The 15,943-nt window shown below is 65.5% G+C and carries 16 protein-coding genes and 1 pseudogene; 7 read left to right on the top strand and 10 right to left on the bottom strand.

Translation table 11 applies throughout. The features are described 5' to 3' along the window. Window positions 1-54: 54 nt before the first annotated feature. Window positions 55-381 carry a transposase gene (locus ACFWGJ_RS11365; RefSeq protein ID WP_387322682.1) on the bottom strand — a complete coding sequence of 109 codons (327 nt, stop codon included), beginning with the start codon at window positions 379-381 and terminating at the stop codon, window positions 55-57. A 50-nt stretch (window positions 382-431) separates the two neighbouring features. Between ACFWGJ_RS11365 and ACFWGJ_RS11370 the strand changes: the two are divergent. Both ACFWGJ_RS11370 and ACFWGJ_RS11375 read left to right on the top strand, forming a co-directional pair. Next, window positions 432-884: pseudogene (locus ACFWGJ_RS11370) on the top strand (IS5/IS1182 family transposase); the annotation flags it as partial. Window positions 885-1,010: 126 nt separating this feature from the next. Then, window positions 1,011-1,175, top strand: coding sequence for a hypothetical protein (locus tag ACFWGJ_RS11375; RefSeq protein WP_387322684.1), 165 nt, complete (start codon window positions 1,011-1,013; stop codon window positions 1,173-1,175). A gap of 34 nt (window positions 1,176-1,209) precedes the next feature. Here the strand turns inward: ACFWGJ_RS11375 and ACFWGJ_RS11380 are convergent, their stop codons facing one another. Next, a complete protein-coding gene (locus ACFWGJ_RS11380) occupies window positions 1,210-2,088 on the bottom strand; it encodes an alpha/beta fold hydrolase (RefSeq protein ID WP_387322686.1) in 879 nt (292 codons plus the stop codon). A 104-nt stretch (window positions 2,089-2,192) separates the two neighbouring features. Further along, complete coding sequence (locus ACFWGJ_RS11385; RefSeq protein ID WP_387322687.1) at window positions 2,193-3,650, bottom strand: MFS transporter; 1,458 nt, start codon at window positions 3,648-3,650, stop codon at window positions 2,193-2,195. A gap of 113 nt (window positions 3,651-3,763) precedes the next feature. On the opposite strand from ACFWGJ_RS11385, the gene ACFWGJ_RS11390 reads away from it, so the two are divergent. Beyond that, complete coding sequence (locus ACFWGJ_RS11390) at window positions 3,764-4,282, top strand: winged helix-turn-helix transcriptional regulator (protein WP_387322689.1); 519 nt, start codon at window positions 3,764-3,766, stop codon at window positions 4,280-4,282. 123 nt (window positions 4,283-4,405) lie between these two features. Here ACFWGJ_RS11390 and ACFWGJ_RS11395 read toward each other — a convergent pair whose 3' ends face one another. From ACFWGJ_RS11395 to ACFWGJ_RS11405, 3 genes are all read right to left on the bottom strand, one after another. Then, a complete protein-coding gene (locus tag ACFWGJ_RS11395) occupies window positions 4,406-5,284 on the bottom strand; it encodes an enoyl-CoA hydratase/isomerase family protein (RefSeq protein ID WP_387322691.1) in 879 nt (292 codons plus the stop codon). Between the two features lie 620 nt (window positions 5,285-5,904). After that, window positions 5,905-6,168, bottom strand: a complete 264-nt coding sequence (locus ACFWGJ_RS11400; RefSeq protein ID WP_387322692.1) for a DUF2630 family protein — start codon at window positions 6,166-6,168, stop codon at window positions 5,905-5,907. 29 nt (window positions 6,169-6,197) lie between these two features. Continuing rightward, entirely contained in the window at window positions 6,198-6,656 is a 459-nt protein-coding gene (locus tag ACFWGJ_RS11405; RefSeq protein WP_387322694.1) for an OsmC family peroxiredoxin, read from the bottom strand. Window positions 6,657-7,049: 393 nt separating this feature from the next. Between ACFWGJ_RS11405 and ACFWGJ_RS11410 the strand changes: the two genes are divergently transcribed. Beyond that, entirely contained in the window at window positions 7,050-7,817 is a 768-nt protein-coding gene (locus tag ACFWGJ_RS11410) for an SDR family NAD(P)-dependent oxidoreductase (protein ID WP_387322695.1), read from the top strand. A gap of 427 nt (window positions 7,818-8,244) precedes the next feature. Here ACFWGJ_RS11410 and ACFWGJ_RS11415 read toward each other — a convergent pair whose 3' ends face one another. Both ACFWGJ_RS11415 and ACFWGJ_RS11420 read right to left on the bottom strand, forming a co-directional pair. Then, window positions 8,245-8,880 carry an isochorismatase family cysteine hydrolase gene (locus ACFWGJ_RS11415; protein ID WP_387322696.1) on the bottom strand — a complete coding sequence of 212 codons (636 nt, stop codon included), beginning with the start codon at window positions 8,878-8,880 and terminating at the stop codon, window positions 8,245-8,247. 148 nt (window positions 8,881-9,028) lie between these two features. Then, the gene (locus ACFWGJ_RS11420; RefSeq protein ID WP_387322698.1) at window positions 9,029-10,216 is read right to left on the bottom strand and encodes an MFS transporter; all 1,188 of its coding nucleotides are present in this window, start codon (window positions 10,214-10,216) and stop codon (window positions 9,029-9,031) included. 493 nt (window positions 10,217-10,709) lie between these two features. On the opposite strand from ACFWGJ_RS11420, the gene ACFWGJ_RS11425 reads away from it, so the two are divergent. Together ACFWGJ_RS11425 and ppgK are read left to right on the top strand one after the other, a co-directional pair. After that, entirely contained in the window at window positions 10,710-11,558 is an 849-nt protein-coding gene (locus tag ACFWGJ_RS11425; RefSeq protein WP_387322699.1) for an alpha/beta fold hydrolase, read from the top strand. A 288-nt stretch (window positions 11,559-11,846) separates the two neighbouring features. Then, window positions 11,847-12,611, top strand: a complete 765-nt coding sequence (ppgK, locus tag ACFWGJ_RS11430) for a polyphosphate--glucose phosphotransferase (RefSeq protein ID WP_387322700.1) — start codon at window positions 11,847-11,849, stop codon at window positions 12,609-12,611. A gap of 560 nt (window positions 12,612-13,171) precedes the next feature. Here ppgK and ACFWGJ_RS11435 read toward each other — a convergent pair. After that, the gene (locus tag ACFWGJ_RS11435) at window positions 13,172-14,407 is read right to left on the bottom strand and encodes an IS701 family transposase (protein ID WP_387322707.1); all 1,236 of its coding nucleotides are present in this window, start codon (window positions 14,405-14,407) and stop codon (window positions 13,172-13,174) included. Window positions 14,408-14,534: 127 nt separating this feature from the next. Between ACFWGJ_RS11435 and ACFWGJ_RS11440 the strand changes: the two genes are divergently transcribed. Further along, a complete protein-coding gene (locus ACFWGJ_RS11440; protein WP_387322702.1) occupies window positions 14,535-14,936 on the top strand; it encodes a hypothetical protein in 402 nt (133 codons plus the stop codon). A gap of 506 nt (window positions 14,937-15,442) precedes the next feature. Here the strand turns inward: ACFWGJ_RS11440 and ACFWGJ_RS11445 are convergent. Further along, window positions 15,443-15,943, bottom strand: a 501-nt coding sequence (locus ACFWGJ_RS11445; RefSeq protein WP_387322704.1) for an IS5 family transposase, incomplete at its 5' end; no start/stop codon positions are given.

Genomic DNA, 15,943 nt, shown 5'->3' on the forward strand with positions numbered 1-15,943 from the left:
TGTATGGCACGACGAGGCTCCTGGTATACGGGTTCTCGACTGAAGCCACCCACGTCAGCCCGGTTTCGACGGCCGGTCGCGCTCGGCCGCGAAGAAAGCCAAGGTCGCCTTGAGGATCCCATTCGCCCGGCGCAGCTCGGCGTTCTCGGCCCGCAGCCGCTTGATCTCCGCGGCCTCCTCCGAGGTCACCCCGGGACGCTGGCCGGCGTCGACCTCGGTCTTGCGGACCCGCGTCCGCAACGCCTCAGTGGAATTGATGCCCAGCTTCGCAGCGACCGCCTTCATCGAGGCACGCTCAGTTGGGTAATTGGGGCCAACCTCGGCGACCATGCGCACCGCACGCTGACGCAGCTCAGCTAGGTAAGAGGACTGACGGGCCATGACTCGATTCCCTCAGAACATCGACCCTCAATCAGACCCGTTGCGCTTTACCTGTGCCGGATCGGGGCGCGCTGGCTGGCATCGTCGACGTCTTGCGCAAGAGGGCGTGACTTGGCGCGACGTGCCGAGTGGGGCGGTGGGTTGTTCCGGGGTGATGGCCTGGCGTCGGCTCGGGCGCTGACCGAGGCAAGCGTCTGGCCCCGCCTGCATGCCGGGTTGTTGTGCGAACTGCGCGGAGCGGATGTGCCGGAACTGGACGATTGCGCTGTGGACGGATCGCACGTCCGAGCCCTCAAAAGGGGGATCACGTCGGCGCATCGCCCGTCGACCGCGCCCGTCCCGGCTCCAAGCACGACTTGGGCGTCGACAGCCACGGCACCCCGCTGGCCGTCACGCTCCCCGGCGAGAACCGACACGATGTCACCCATCTATTTCCGCTTCCGGATGCGTTCCCTCCGATCCGGGGTCCACGAGGGCGGCGTCGCCACCGGCCCCGGCCCCTGTAGGCGGTTTCGCGTCCGGCAGGTAACCCTCCTAGCGGAGAAGCTGCGTGCCCGCGAGTGCGGCGACCAGCGGGGGATGCGGAGCTTGGAGAGCAGGTCGTCCGTGTTCTCGGGCGCGCCCCACAGTTGGACGGCGACAACGGCCTGCGTCCGCACGGCGATGCGGCGGGCGGCGTCGCCGAGGTCGAGTTGTCCGTGCTCGTCGGCGTCGGCGGTCCGGCCAACATCCCAATCCCCATCAGCATCACCGGCGCCCTCACCCTTACCGACGGGCCGTTCGACTGTCGGTGACTGAACGAAGGACTTCACATCTCCCCTGCTCGGCTTAGAAGGCTTCCAGGAGTTCATTCACGATCTCGGTTGTCTGTCCGAGAGCCACCGAGAAGTGGCCCTCACTCTTCAGTAGGCGGGGCACCGCACCAGGCACCTGCTCTGAAAGCCATTCGCCGTGCGCATAGGGGACCATTAGATCCTGTCCTCCGTGCCACACGAATGCAGGCACGGCGACCTGACGTATGTCGAAGCCCCATGGTTTGACGAAGGCGAGGTCGTCATCGATCAGCCCTGTCGCCCCATACCGCACACCCGTTGCCACTGTTGCGGCCACGTCCTGTGCTGTCTGCGGATCGGACAGGAAGGCACGGTCGTTGTCCGACAGCAGGGTGGCGAGGTGCGTGGTCAGGTCAGGACCTGTTGTCGTGGCCATTGCTGCCGCCGCGGCGGTATAGGGGGCGGCAATCGCTGCCTCGCCCCGCTGGGCAAGCGTCAGGCTGTCCACGTTGGCCTGGCCCATGTCAGCGAAGAAGTCCAGGCCGTGTGCGTCGAAAGGAGCAAATCCCGAGACCGAGGCGACGGCCGCCACACGGTCCGCAAGCAGCGCTGCTGTCGCGAGTGCGTGAGGTCCTCCGCCTGACCACCCAAGAACGAGGCACCGCTGGATGGAGAGGTGATCCAGAAGGGAAGCAACATCGGCTGCCGCATCTGCCACGATTCGCCCGGGCTTGCGGGTCGACAGGCCGTAACCGGCACGTGCAAATGTGATCAGTCGCAGGCCGTGTTTTTCTGCGGCGGTCTTCAGCGCCCGGTATGGCCGGGCAGATCCTGGCGTGGTGTTGTGGAAGATCAGCGGTATGCCGTCATCGGGTCCTGCGGCTTCGATCTGCAGCCGGCGGCCGTCGGGCATGGGTATCAAAGTGGTGTTCATGCTCATGCTCCTTGTCCAAGGTTTGGTGGCAAGGCGGGAGGGCTGTAACGACACTGGATCGGTAGCAGCTCGTGCTGGGCACGAACTCTTCTGCTGACAGCAGGTCAGCGGCCGGGCGCTGCAGAGCGGTCCGAGACCGTAGGGGCGCTTGCTCGCTCCCGTGGCGGAGCCGGACGCCGAAGAGGACCGATCTGCAGCGCCGTCAGACCGGCAAGGACAGCTCCGGCCGTGACCAGCCACCAGGCCTTGTCGTAGCTGTGGGACGACGGGGCTGCACCGAGCACGGCGATGAGGGCCGCGACGCCGAGGCTTGTACCGATCTGGCGGCTCATGTTGGCCACAGCGCTCCCCGTCGCTGTCCGGTCTTCGGGAAGGTCCTTTGTGGCCGCGGCGAGGATGGTGGGAAGAGCGAGACCGAACCCGGCACCGACCACCATCCACGCGGGCAGAAGCACGGATGCGTAGTGCGGCGTTGACGTCAGGCTGAGGGTCATCGTGGCGCTGCCCGCCGCGAGGAGCAGGCACCCTGCTGCCACGATGAGGGCGGTGGGGATGGTGCGAGCCATGCGCTGTCCGAGGAGCGCAAAGGGAAGCACCATGAGCGGGCCGGGTGCGAGCGCGAGGCCTGTGCGCAGTGCGCTGTAGTGCCACGACTGCTGCATCCACAAGGTGATGCCGAGCAGACATGCTCCGAACGCAGCCGAGAACAGCAGGCCGGTGACGTTGGCCCACACGGTGGACCGTACGCGCAGCAGCGCCGGCTCGATGATCGGTGTGTCGTGGTGGTGGTTGCGGTAGGCGAAGACCCCGGTGCTGATCGCTGCGACAGCCAGGGCAACTGCGGTGGGTGCCGCCGTCCATCGCCATTCAGGCCCCATGACCACCGCAAGGGTCAGTGCTCCTATCGCCGCGGCGAGGAGAACAGCACCGGCGAAGTCAGGCATGGGCTGAGCTGACGTGGTGTTTCCGCCCTTGATTCCAAGGAACGTCGCGAGGAGGGCAAGTACGCCTACGGGCAGGTTGACCAGGAACACCCATTGCCAGGACTGCTGAACCAGCAGCCCTCCGAGCGTCGGCCCGACAGCGGCCGCGAGCGCGCCTGATGCGGCCCAGAGCTGAACGGCGGCCGCGCGGCGCTCTGGTGGTGTGGTTGTCAGCAGGAGGCCAAGGCTGGCGGGCGTGAGCGCCGCCGCCCCTGTGGCCTGTACGACGCGGAACGCTACGAGGATCCAGAGGTTGGGGCTCAGGGCGCAGGCCACGTTGGCGGCGGTGAACAGGGCGAGGCCGATCAGGAAGCTCCTCCTGAGGCCGTACCGGTCGGCCAGTCGCCCCAGGGGCACGAGCAGGGCCGCATAGGCGATGGCGTATCCGTTCAGCACCCAGCTGAGTCTCTGCAGGGACGCCCCCGGCAGAGCACGCCCGATGTCGTCGAACGCAACGTTCACGATGAACACGTCCAGGCTCGCCATGAATGCTGATGCGCACAGAGCTGCCAGGACGAGGCCTGTCCTGCCGCGCGCGGCTTCGGGTTCATCCCGAACAGGCTGGCTATCGTTATGCATAGCCAGATGGTTTCGGCTGGCTTGACGAAAGTCAACCCAGGGGCGGTCCGCAGCCACCCACCCCCGGGAGGAACCTGACTAGATAAAGATGTAGTCAGAGGTATTCTGCCGATATGGAACCGTCCAACATGAAGCTCGGCGGCGGTCTTGAGGACCGCACTCGATGGTCTGCCGAAGACTGCTCCATCGATGCAGCGATGAAGGTGGTGGGGACGCGCTCCGCCATGCTCCTTATGCGCGAGGCCCATTACGGCACTACGCGCTTTGACGACTTCGTGAGCCGTGTCGGCATCAGCGAAGCGGTCGCTTCGGCCAGGCTCAAGGAACTGGTGGCGGCACAGCTCCTGAGGCGCGAGCCCTACAGGCAGAGCGGTCAGCGCACACGTTACGAGTACGTACTGACACAGGCAGGCGTGGAGTTCCAGCCGGTGCTGCTGGCTCTCATGCAGTGGGGCGACCGGCATCTCCCGAGGGAGGGCGCCCCGCCTCTGCTCGCACGTCACACCGAGTGCGGGTCGCCCTTGATAGTGCAGGCTTGCTGCGAGGCGGACCACGCCGTCGGAGTGGACGAAGTCACGCTCCTGCCGCGCCGCAATCGGCGCCACGCCAGCGCTCACAAGGACTCCTCATGAACTGCCGCGCCGGATCCACAGCCGTCCTGCCCGGCACCTGCGATCGGCGGACTTGACGCACCGCAGCCGTTTGCCTGCGCCGTCGAAGACACTCCAGACGCTCACCAACGGGTTCCTCCTGCGTCAGGCCCCCTCCTGGGTCTTCTCCCTGTCACGGCCCACAGCCGGCGGAACGACGATGTCCTCCAGCGCTGCTCCGAGGTTGAGTTCGGTATCTCCCGGCTGCTGAAGACCGAGGCCGAACATCTGCTGGGCCCGGTCCTGCGTCTCGGGTCGGGAGACCGACTTCCAGAACGCTGCCATCTGGGGAGGGAATTCATCGTCCGGCGGCAGCGTGACGGCGTTGACGTACTGCTTGACCTCCTCGATCGCCCTCACATCGAACCGCGAGATCCGAACTGCGAACTCCTCGACGAACGCACCGAACTCTGCGTCCGGAACGGCCCGGTTGACATAGCCGTACCGTTCGGCGAGATCCCCGTCGAAGTCGTTGGCGCTCAGTAGGATTTCAAGCGACCGGCCCCGGCCCACCAGGCGCGCAAGGCGGCTTGAGGGGCCTCCGCCCGGAACCGCTCCCGTTCCCAGTTCGAACTGCCCCAGCACCGCCTTCTCACGGCTGGCGAACCGGATGTCGGTGGCCAGGGCAAATTCACTGCCGGCTCCCCGCGCCCGGCCGCGGATGGCGCTGATGGTCACTGCCGGCAGGCGGCTGAGTCTCACGAGAATGTCCAGCCAGGGATGGAAGCCGGTGGGCCCCAAAGGCAGCGAGTCGACCTCGGCCGGGTCGGCTGCGATGTCCCAGTGAGCGAGGAAGTAGTCCGGGTCGGCACTGTCGAAGACCACAGCGGCGACCAGGTCGTCGTTCTCCAGTTCCGTGAGCAGTTCCTGCAGCTCGGCCACCATCTGAGGGCCGATGAGGTTGATTGGCGGATTACTGAAGGTAACCCACCACAGAGCAGGTGTTCGCTTCCTGACAACCAGATGCCGCGAATTTTCAGTCATACGTCGCAACGTAGCAGGCTGACTTTGCATAGACAACCTAGATGGTCTGACGGTGCTACCACCAGTGCATGCACTCCGCCCACGAGTCCTCAAACTGCTGCTGCACCCCCAGAAGAAGCCAGACTCCGTACCGAATCGGGAGACAGGACGCACAGGGACGCACAGGCCCGACCCGTGCCCGCGAGAGCCGGCCTGTACTGCTCCCCCATCGCCCGGCCTTACGCGAGACCGCCGCGATGTCCGCGGAATGGGCTGTGTCGTTTGTCCCGGCGTAACTACAGAGGATCCCGGGACCGGAGGCTGCCTGCGTCATGGAACTCGGCGCGGTCCGGGCCCACACAGCACGACCCCGTCGCTCCCCGCGGGCCACAGGACCAACGACCACGGCAGCGCACGCACCCGAGCCCTGCCACACGAGAGGCATGAGGCCGGCGTCATTAGTGCGAGTTCCTCGCTCGGATGATCCGGGGCTTCATCTGGCAGCCGACGGCAGGTTTTCGAACACCCTGGACCGTGTGCTCTCCCCGATGGCCCAGACAGACTCGACCCGGCGAAGAGATCCCTCTGCCCCGTGCACGCCGTTGCCGTGCGTCAACAAGCGGATATTCCGTCGACGGCGTTCAAGAGAGGTAGCCCTCGACTGTGCCCTCCGTGCGCACCTGCGCCTCCTCGGGGTCGGCACCGGCCCCTTTCAGTGCACGTCGCTGGCGCAGCAGGTCCCAGCACTGGTCGAGTTCGCGCTCAAGCGCCGCGAGCCGTACATGCTCCTCGTGCCCGTCGATCGCGCCTTCGGCGAGCTGCGCCCGCAGCACCTTTTCATGGCCCACCATCGTGCTGATCCGGCCGAGTATGGCGCTCTCGGCATCGTTCTTGGACGGTCCCATGGTTTGCCTCCGAGGGGTGTAGACCGAGTTCACTGCTGCTCTCGGGAAGGGTCAGAGCCGTCCTCGCGTACGAGCGTGGCGCTCAGGGTGATTTCGACTGACAGCGCCTGGGAGATGGCACACGTCCGTGCCGCTCGTTCAGCGAAGGCTTGGAAGTCCTCGTCACTGACGTCTGGCATGGCCGCTTCGACGCTGATGTGCACAGCTTTGATGCCAGGGCTGACAGCGTCACTGCCCATGTCCACTTCGACCTGGGTCGCGATACTGCCGACCTCCCGGCCGTTCTTGTGGAAGATGTTCGCCAGGGCGTGGTTGTAACAGCCCGCATGAGCTGCTGCCAACAGCTCCTCCGGGCTGGCCCCTTCCGCGCCCTCGAACCGGCTCGCGAATGTGTACGGATGTCCTCTCAGCGTCGCAGACTCCGTCGAGATGCTTCCGCTGCCCTGATGGAAAGACCCACTCCACACGGACGAACCCGTAGCGATCATTGCTGGAACCTCTCTTTTCAGCTACTTCCGATGCATGTCGCAGACAGAGATCTTGATCCATCCTGTGTCACCCGCCGCCCGCGTGACGTCTCGGCGCTCCATAGCGGCGCGTGCGGACGGCGAGTCGCCCAGCAGCCCTTCACATCACCTCGCGGCCTGGCTTGCACCTCACGGGCGACGAGCATATGGTTCTAAGTCTTAAATCACAACCCAGATGTGCGGGGAGCACTCCGAATCTGCCCCTGTCCGCCAGCGTATGCAGTCGGTGGACGCGGCTGGGCGATCCCTTCGGGGCATCGGGCCATGCCACAGCCCGACGATGTCCTCGGATGACAAGGTCTCCCCGCCGGCACGAAGCCCGTCTGGGCCAAAACCCTTTGGAAGGTACTACTCATGCCCTCATTCACGGGACGGACCGCTCTCGTCACCGGCGCGGGGCGCGGCATCGGCCGAGCCACCGCTCTGGCCCTTGCAGAGGCAGGCGCGGATCTGGTCCTCCTGGCCCGCTCGGACGGTCAACTCTCCGCCGTTGCGGACGAAGTCCGTGAACGCGGCCGGATCTCCACCACGGTCGTTGCCGACCTATCTACCGTGGAAGGCATCGGCAGAGCCCGCCGGGCACTCAGCGCGATCGGCGGCATCGATATCGTCATCAACAACGCTGCGACGATCACCCCCATGGGTCCGTCGACGAGCGTCGAGACGGACGACGTCGTCACAGCGCTGATCCTGAACGTCGCGGCCGTGTCGGCACTCAACAGCGCTCTACTGCCTACCATGCTCGCGCAGGGGTGGGGCCGCATCGTCAACGTCTCCAGCGGTCTCGCCGGCCGGCCCGCAAGTTTTGTGGGCGGCAACGCGTACGTGACGACGAAGGCAGGCCTTGAAGCCCACACGCTCAACCTGGCTGCGGAAATCGAACAGCCCGGCGTCACAGCGAACGTGTACCGCCCCGGCATCGTGGACACGTCCATGCAGGCATGGATCCGGGAGCAAGACCCACAGGGTATCGGCGAAGCCCTCCACGGACGGTTCGTCACGTACTACGAACAGGGCAGCCTGATCACGCCGGAGGCGTCCGCCGACGCACTGCTCCGGCACCTGAGCACCAACGGCAGCGGAGAGATCTGGACAGTGGACTCGGCCCCGGAGACTGTCTGATCCGCGCCCGTCCGCCCCTGACAGGCTGAGGGCTCCATCTCCGCCCGGCCCAGCGGGCGGCCCTGCTCCGGCGAGATCGTGCACACAGCGAGCCGCTTGATCATGGCGATAACTTCAACCGGGGCAACGACGCCGCTCTCGTCAAGATCCGATGGGTCGGCGAGCAGGTCATGGCCATGCTCAAGAGACGGCGCCTCCGGCGCCGGATTGCGCTGGCACCAACCAGATCACTGCGCCGTCAAGGCAAGCTGGAGGCGAACGCAGCAGTGTCCGGGGATGTTAAGGCAGACATCCCCGGACACTGGTCATGGAGCGGCTTGCCAGCCAGACACGCTGCGGCTGGCCTGCCGCTGGAGACAGCGATCGCTGCCGCTTCTTGCCCCTGTCCCACTGCCCCCGTGGGTTGAGGGAGTAGGGCGTGGGGTGGCTACTGCTTGGCGGAGTTGTTCACGGATGTGAGGAACTCATCGATGGAGAGAACCGCATGCCCGAAGGTGGGGTAGGCGATATCCACCGCCGCACGGTGGCTCTCCGCGGTGAAGTCCGCAACACCATCCGCGAGGAACGTGACGTGGTAACCGGCCTCAAGCGCGTGTCGGCCTGTCCCCTCGATGCAGGTGCCCGACGTCAAGCCGGCGAAGACGACCTTCTCTACCCCTTGGGCTTCGAGTCGTTCCTGGAGGTCGGTTCCCATGAACGAGTCATACATCCGGTGCTGGGTGAGGACAGTTTCGCCGTCTCTGGGGCGCAGTGCCGGGTAGAAGTCGGCACCGTAGCTCCCCTTCCAGAAGATATGGTTCGCCAGGCCGCCCTGGAATACAGGGTGCACGACGTTGAAATCGTCGAACGAATGCTCGTCGAGACCGTGCGGTGCGTAGAAAATCTTCATTCCTGCCTCACGTGCACCTTCGATGAGGCGCGCGAGGTTGGCAACGAGATTCCGGCTCTTCACCTGCTCGCCGATAGCCGGATTCATCTTTCCGTCTTCTGCCAGGAAGTCGTTCAGGAGATCGATCAGGATCAGACCTGTCGTGCCCGTAGGATAGGTGAGCTGCTCGGTCATCGCTGTTCTCATTTCGTTTGAATATTGGTTGCGAAGTGGCGAATACCTGGCCAAGGCCATGGAGAATTACACCCAGCTGCCTCTCGGCCATGCAAACCTCTTGCAAGACTGGGTTCCCGGGAATATCGGGTCACGCGGAGTTCTTCCGTCATGCGGAGCCGTCTCTGGGCTGCTGAGAAATTCCACTGCGACGTGCACGGTGGAAGGCCGAGCTCCAGACAACGGCGGCACACATGATGAAAACGGCTCCGAGTGCCCCGACCAGCCGCATTCCACCGGCAGTGATGGCCGCTACGCCCAAGTAAGATCCGACGGCGCCTCCGGCGAAAACGCCGACCATGAAAGCTGCGTTGGCCGAGCCGGGATGATCACTGTTTGCTTCCAAGACACGCCGTTGAGCTGCTGTTTGGATGAACTGGTTCGCTGCCGTGGCCAGGAAGACCGAGACCGCGAAGACAGGTATCACATCGGCGTCGAGGATGATCGAACATTCCGCGACCAGGAACAGCGCGAGGAATATTCCCATGATGTTCATCTCGCTCAGGGAACGCAGGGAGCGGAATACAGCAGGACTGGCTAGGCCCGCAGCGAGTCCCACAGTTCCGAACAAACCTGCATGCCCGGATGGCCACGCATGATGCGGTCCTGTCAGATGGAGCACCATGGAGGCCCACAGAGAATTGAAGGCAGCGAAGACGAAGAACTGGAGCATCACCGACTCAGCTGTCGTGCGGTTTCGTCGTACTGCGTTGAATGTTGCTTGCAGCAGGTTTCTGTATCGTGCAGCTGAAGTAGTGGTCTGCGCCGGCGCGAGTGCCGCGCGCAGAGCCGGCAGCACCGCCAAGACCAGCGCGGCAAAGCACACCAGGACCCAGCGCCACCCGATCAACCCTACGAGGAGACCCGCGACGATCCTGCCGCCGAAGATTCCGACCGTCAGCGATCCCACGAGCGTGGCCACGGTGCTTCCGACCGCACCAGGAGGAGCAAGTCTGACGGAGGTCGCGATGATGATCTGTGCGATGTTCGCCACGAGCCCGACAATGGCGAAGCCCGCGGCTGCCGCTGCGACGTCAGGCATGGCAGCGGTCGCCAGCAAGGCGAGGGCTAGAAGAACGCTCTGCACCGTCACTTGGCGTTTCGGGGCAACCCTGTCAGCCAGCGGTACGAGCAGGAAGATCCCCAACGCGTATCCGACCTGAACAGTTGTCGGCAGGATGCCTCCTGCAGCGTCGGTGACGCTGAAGTCGGCGGCCATCGCGGCAAGGAGCGTCTGAGGAAGGTAGATCACGGCGACCGCAATCGCGGATCCCGCCGCCAGTGACATCAGGTGCATAGCCCACCTGGATTGACTGGTCCCACGTTCCACTGTGTCGGCTCGCGCCTTGGCTACGTCGTCCACGTTCTACCCTCATCCACTTGACTGCGTACGCCGTTCATGGGGCGCCGTACGCCCAAGCCGGTGACGACGGCCTTCAGGTCCACAACGCACAGCACCGATGCCTTTCCCCGTCAGGCAGAGACAGACGAGACACCGAACGACCGTGTGCTCAGCAGGGCAGAGCACACGGTGTCGCCCGCCGTCAGCCCGATCGGCGGCGCTGTGGCGGCCGGAGTACGAACCGGGCTCCCTGCTGTGATGCAGAACAACCTAGCCATCTGGATTGTTTCTGGCAACTCAGGCTAGTATGGCCAGACCTCAGGCACACAACGGCGCCTGGGAAGCGCACAGGCCTGACGCTTGCGGACCCGCTGCGCTCCACGAAATACACGAACGCGGCGGCACTGGCACACAAGTGACCGCGGCATCAACCCCCTGGAGTTGCATCATGTTGCGACGTACTTCCGTACGTGTCGCGGTCGGCGGTGCCAGCGTCGCCCTCGTGGCTGCCCTCGCGCCCCTGGCGACCGCCGAACCCGCCCGGCATCACACCCCTGCCGCCCCGAAGCCGACCGTCGTCCTCGTCCACGGAGCCTGGAGCGACTCCTCCAGCTGGCACGGCGTCATCAAACGCCTTCAAACGGACGGCTACCCGGTGAATGCGGCCGCCCTGCCGCTTCGTGGCCTGTCGAGCGACTCCGCCTACGTCGCCGACTACCTCAAGTCGATCCCCGGACCCATCGTTCTCGTGGGTCATTCGTACGGCGGCTCGGTCATCACCAACGCCGCCCGCGGCAACACCAACGTCAAGGCCCTCGTCTACGTGGCCGCGTTCGCCCCGGACAAGGGAGAGACGTCCAACGATCTGGTAGCCAAGTTCCCCGGCTCGCACATCACCGATGACCCCAGCGCACAGGTCCCGACCGCCCTCAACGCCGTTCCCTACACCCAGGCGGACGGTACCCAGGGGATCGACCTGTACATCAAGCCGGACCATTACCGGGACATGTTCCTGAACAAGTCCGTCAGTGATTCGGAGATCGCCGCGCTGAGCGCCGAACAGCGGCCTGTCACCGGCCAGGCCATCGGCGAGCCGTCGGGCGAGCCTGCGTGGAAGACCATTCCGTCGTGGTATCTCGTGGCCAAGAACGACCACGCGATCCCGCCGGCCGCCGAGCGCTTCATGGCCAAGCGCGCGAACGCCCACACCGTCGAAGTGGACGCTCCGCACGTGGTGGCGCTCACGAATCCGGGTGCAGTGACCGGGCTGGTGGAGCGGGCGGCGCAGTCGCGCTGATCACACCTGAGGCGACGGGCCTGGGATTCACCTCCCCCGACAGGTTCTTTCCTGAAGAGCCTGTGGCCCCAGGCCCGTTGCGGCCGTGAGTGTCCACAACGGATGACGGTACGTGGAGACGGACTGTCAAGGACACTCGCGGCCCACTCCCGGCAAGGCACACAGTGCTCGCACCGCTGAACAGAGCTGTGGGCCGCCCATAGAACCGCAGCCACCCCGACGCCTCCCTCGACGGGACGTCACGCCGCTGCGGCGACCCAGACAGCACTCTCCTCATTTCGGAAGGTCATGGAAGCATTCGGAGTGGACATCGGCGGCACTGGGATCAAAGGCGCGCCAGTCCATCTTGAGGCCGGCTCGCTCCGTGCGGATCGGTTCGAGGTCGGCACCCCTCAGTCGGGCCGGCCGGAAGACGTAGCAGACGCCGTTCGTCATGTGGTTGCTCACTTCGGATGGAAGGGGCCCATCGGTGTCACGTTCCCGGGAGTCGTAGCCGACGGCGTGGTCCAGAGCGCCGCCAACATGCATCCGGCCTGGGTCGGCCGCAGTGCCGAGCACCTCCTCACGCAACGGCTGGAACGCCCCGTTGCGCTGGTCAACGATGCTGATGCAGCCGGCGTCGCAGAAATGACGCACGGAGCTGGTCGCAGGCGGGCCCAGCCAGGCGTCCATTTCACATCAGGTCCAACGATCATGCTGACGCTGGGCACTGGTATCGGAAGCGCGATTTTCGTCAACGACGTCCTGGTGCCGAACACCGAACTCGGGCACCTTGAAGTGGACGGCCATGATGCGGAGAAGCTGGCTTCGGCCAGAGCACGTCAGGTAGATGGGCTGACCTGGGAGGCGTGGGGCCGGCGGTTGCAGCGGTACCTCACACACGTCGAGATGCTCTTCTCACCTGGGCTCTTCATTCTGGGCGGCGGAATCAGCCGCCAGGCGAATCGTTTTCTACCCTTGCTGCAGGGTGTCAAGACGCCCGTTGTTCCGGCCGAGTTGCACAATGACGCGGGTATCGTCGGAGCTGCCATGATCGCCCATCAGCCTCAGTGAATCGAGTTCAGGTCTGGGGCCCGTTGCGCAGGTGCGCCCTCCCCTCGTCGCCCAGGATCGCGTCGTGAGTCACTCCTCCTTCCTGCTCACCAGGTGGAGAACGCTCGGCCTGCTCCACCGTCAGGCGGACTCATCACACGACACCCCTCGGCCCGTGACCGCCGCGGCATCGACATAGAGTTGAGCACCCCGGCGCTAGACCTGCTGCGCCGCGGAGGCCTGCTCCTCAAGCAGGCTCTGCGAGACGCCTCCATGCCTGAACGCCACCGTGCAGAAAGCCGGGAGCTCCTGCACTACCTGAGGGGTCCTGTCGATACCGCACAGTGACGCCGCTTCTCCATCCAGGCCGCTAGGCCGTAGACAGGAGCTACGCCGGCGAGGAGGGGAAGACGCACAGCGCTCGTGTGCTGCAACGCCGTGCCACCGCCTACGGGAGCAGGTTCAAAACTCTGCCGAGGAGGAGCACCTGAGCGCTGCGGTCGGCAGCTACATCAGGAAGTCTCTCCCCCTCACCCGCGTTCGCGGACACGGGCTAGTACTCCAGCTGTAGATCGTGATCTTCATGTCTGATCGGCGGCTTGTCGGTGGTAGTGGCTGGTCCTGGACCGGGCCTGGTGGCGGCGTCGCCAGAGGGACCAGCGCAGCTTGTGGACCGCATCGGGCGCGGGTCCCGCGAGTGCCATGAACAGTCGCTGGATCTCGTTGCAGCTGAGCGGGATCAAGTCGTCCGGGGCGGGATGGTGAGCGTGTTCTGCAGCCCGGGTAACCGCGAGGAAGGCGTGCGCGAGCATGGCCAGGGTGACCCAGCGCGACCAGGAGGTGAAGCGGCGGACCTGGTGCTCGTCCAGTCCGGCCAGGCCCTTGCTCGACTGGAAGGTCTCCTCTACTCGCCACCTCGACCCGGCGACACGGACCAGAGTGGCAAGAGGTTCTGGGGCAGTCGAGAAGCAACGGTAGTAGGCCCGTTCGCCGGTGGTCCGGTTGTGGCGGATCAGCAGTTGCTGGTGATCTGGTCGGGAGTCGGCCAGGTCGATGACCGCCCAGTCATAGAAGCGGTGCCCCTTGGCCCCGCCCCCGGCCGACAGCTTCTGCCAGGCCCGCTTGGGTACCTTCGCGGCCAGCGCATCGGCCCGGAACTTGCCTGCGCCAGTGGTGACTTTGGCTGAACACGCGACGGCCAGCACGTAGTTGACACCACGCTCCTCCAACAGGGCCCGCAGACGTGGGTTGCCGCCGTAGACCTCGCCGCCTGCGACCCAGCCCACGTGGTGGCCGGCGTCGAGGAACCGGCCGATCATACGGCCCGCCAACTCTGGCTTGGTGGCAAAGGCCGTGCTTTCGGGTAGGCCGGCGGCCCGGCAGCGGTCCGGCTCGCATGTCCACGAGCGCGGGACGTAGAGCTCTCGGTCCACCGCTGCATGCCCGCGCACTCCTGCATAGACGAGGTAGACAGCGATCTGGGAGTTCTCGATTCGTCCCGCAGTGCCGGTGTATTGGCGCTGCACGCCCACGGTGTGGGTGCCCTTCTTCAAGTCGCCGGTCTCGTCGACGACGAGGACTGCCTGCTCGTCATGGAGCTGCTCCACGACGTAGTCACGTACGTCATCGCGAACCGCGTCGGCGTCCCAGGATGCCCGGCTCAGCAGGTGCTGCATGCCGTGCGGCGTCGCTTCCCCGGCCCACTCGGCGATCGTCCAGCAGTTCTTGCGTGGCAGGTCCGAAAGCAGCCCGAGCACCAACCGTCCCGCCCGGCGCCGGGCCTCCACCCGCGCGAACCGTCCGGCTATGCGCCCCATCAGGCCCTCGAACCCCTCCTGCCAGCGGGCAGGGTCTACGCTGTGACCTGCGGCCACCGCATGATCGTTTGTCTTCACACACTGATGATCAACGGTGGCCGCAGCCATAGTGGGCAGGAGGAGCACCATGCAGATCGCTGGCGTCGACATCTACGTCAATCATCCCGTTCTGCACCTCGGGGCAACCGACTGGGTGCCCCTCTCCCTCGCCCTGGACACGGCCCCCGCGGCCAGTTGCGACACCCATGTGGCCGTCCGGGTTCGACCGCAGAGGGAGCTGATCAAGGTGCGTCTCTTCGCGCCGCCTGATGACCCGCAGACCGAAGGCCCCGACGCGGAGTTCATCACTGTCTTCGACGGCTCCCTCCTGCTACCCGACGGACGCATCGCAGTCGGCGATGTCGAGCAACTGACTCGCTTCGTGCACCGAGTGGGCGACCGCGGACAGTTCAACGTTCGCGTGGCAGTGAACGCACCCGGGCCAGACGCCAGCGCCATCGACATCATCATCACCAGCCCGAGCAAGTGACCCGCGAGACGCCCATCCCGGCATAAAGCCGCTCAACGCACGGCGGCCACCCTGATCAAGATCACGATCTACAGCTGGAGTACTAGGGCCTCGAACGAGGTCGTCCTGTCGGTCAGTGCCTCGGCCTAGGACGCTGATGAGGCGCCCTCCCGGCGGACGTGCGGATCAGCACGGCCTCGGCATCCGAAGGAAGACAGCTGCTGGCCTCCCAGCAGACTCCAGTGCCCAGGCTCTGATGTGGGAATGCTGCGCGGAGGGATGACTACGTGCAGCACGTGCACCTCCCACGGCGTATCCAGCCGACACCTCGCACCGGCCGCGGCGGCTGGGGCGGGGCGTAGCGGGACCGGCGTGTCGCGGCCCGCCGCAGATCGCCGAACGTGGTGCTGCTGACGCCACGCGTTGGCGGTGTGCGGCGCCGCACCAGCGCCCGACGTGCCGCAGAGGCGGTGTTCTGGGGGATGGTTGCCGGGCCTGCGGTCCCTGACTAGGACTTGTCCGGCCGGTCATGTCCGGAGCCAGATGGTGAAAGCTGCTGCGGTCGCGGTTCCGGGGAAGACGTAGCCACGCTTGTCATAGCGAGTCGCCACAGCCCGGTGCTGCTTCAGTCGATTGATGGCCCGTTCCACGGTGTTGCGCTTCTTGTACCGCTCTTCGTTAAAGCCGGGCGGCCGTCCGCCGCGTGAGCCTTTGCGCAGGCGGGCGGCCTGGCTGTTGGTCTTCTCCGGGATGGTGTACCGGACGCCCCGACGCCGCAGATACTCACGACAGGGCCGATTGCTATAGGCCCTATCGGCGGCGACGCTGTCGGGCCGTTTGCGGGGCCTGCCCGGCCCGGATTTCGGGACTCGGATCTTCTCCAGCACCGGTTTGAACTGGGTGCAGTCAGCCCGCTGACCGGGCGTGACGATCAGGGACAGCGGGCGGCACCGGCCGTCCGCGCTCAGGTGTCGGCGTACGGACTTTTCTCCCCAGTCGGGTACGGACGAACGTCCCCAGCTGTCAGG

The organism is Streptomyces sp. NPDC060205, assembly GCF_042728395.1.
GTDB lineage: Bacteria > Actinomycetota > Actinomycetes > Streptomycetales > Streptomycetaceae > Streptomyces.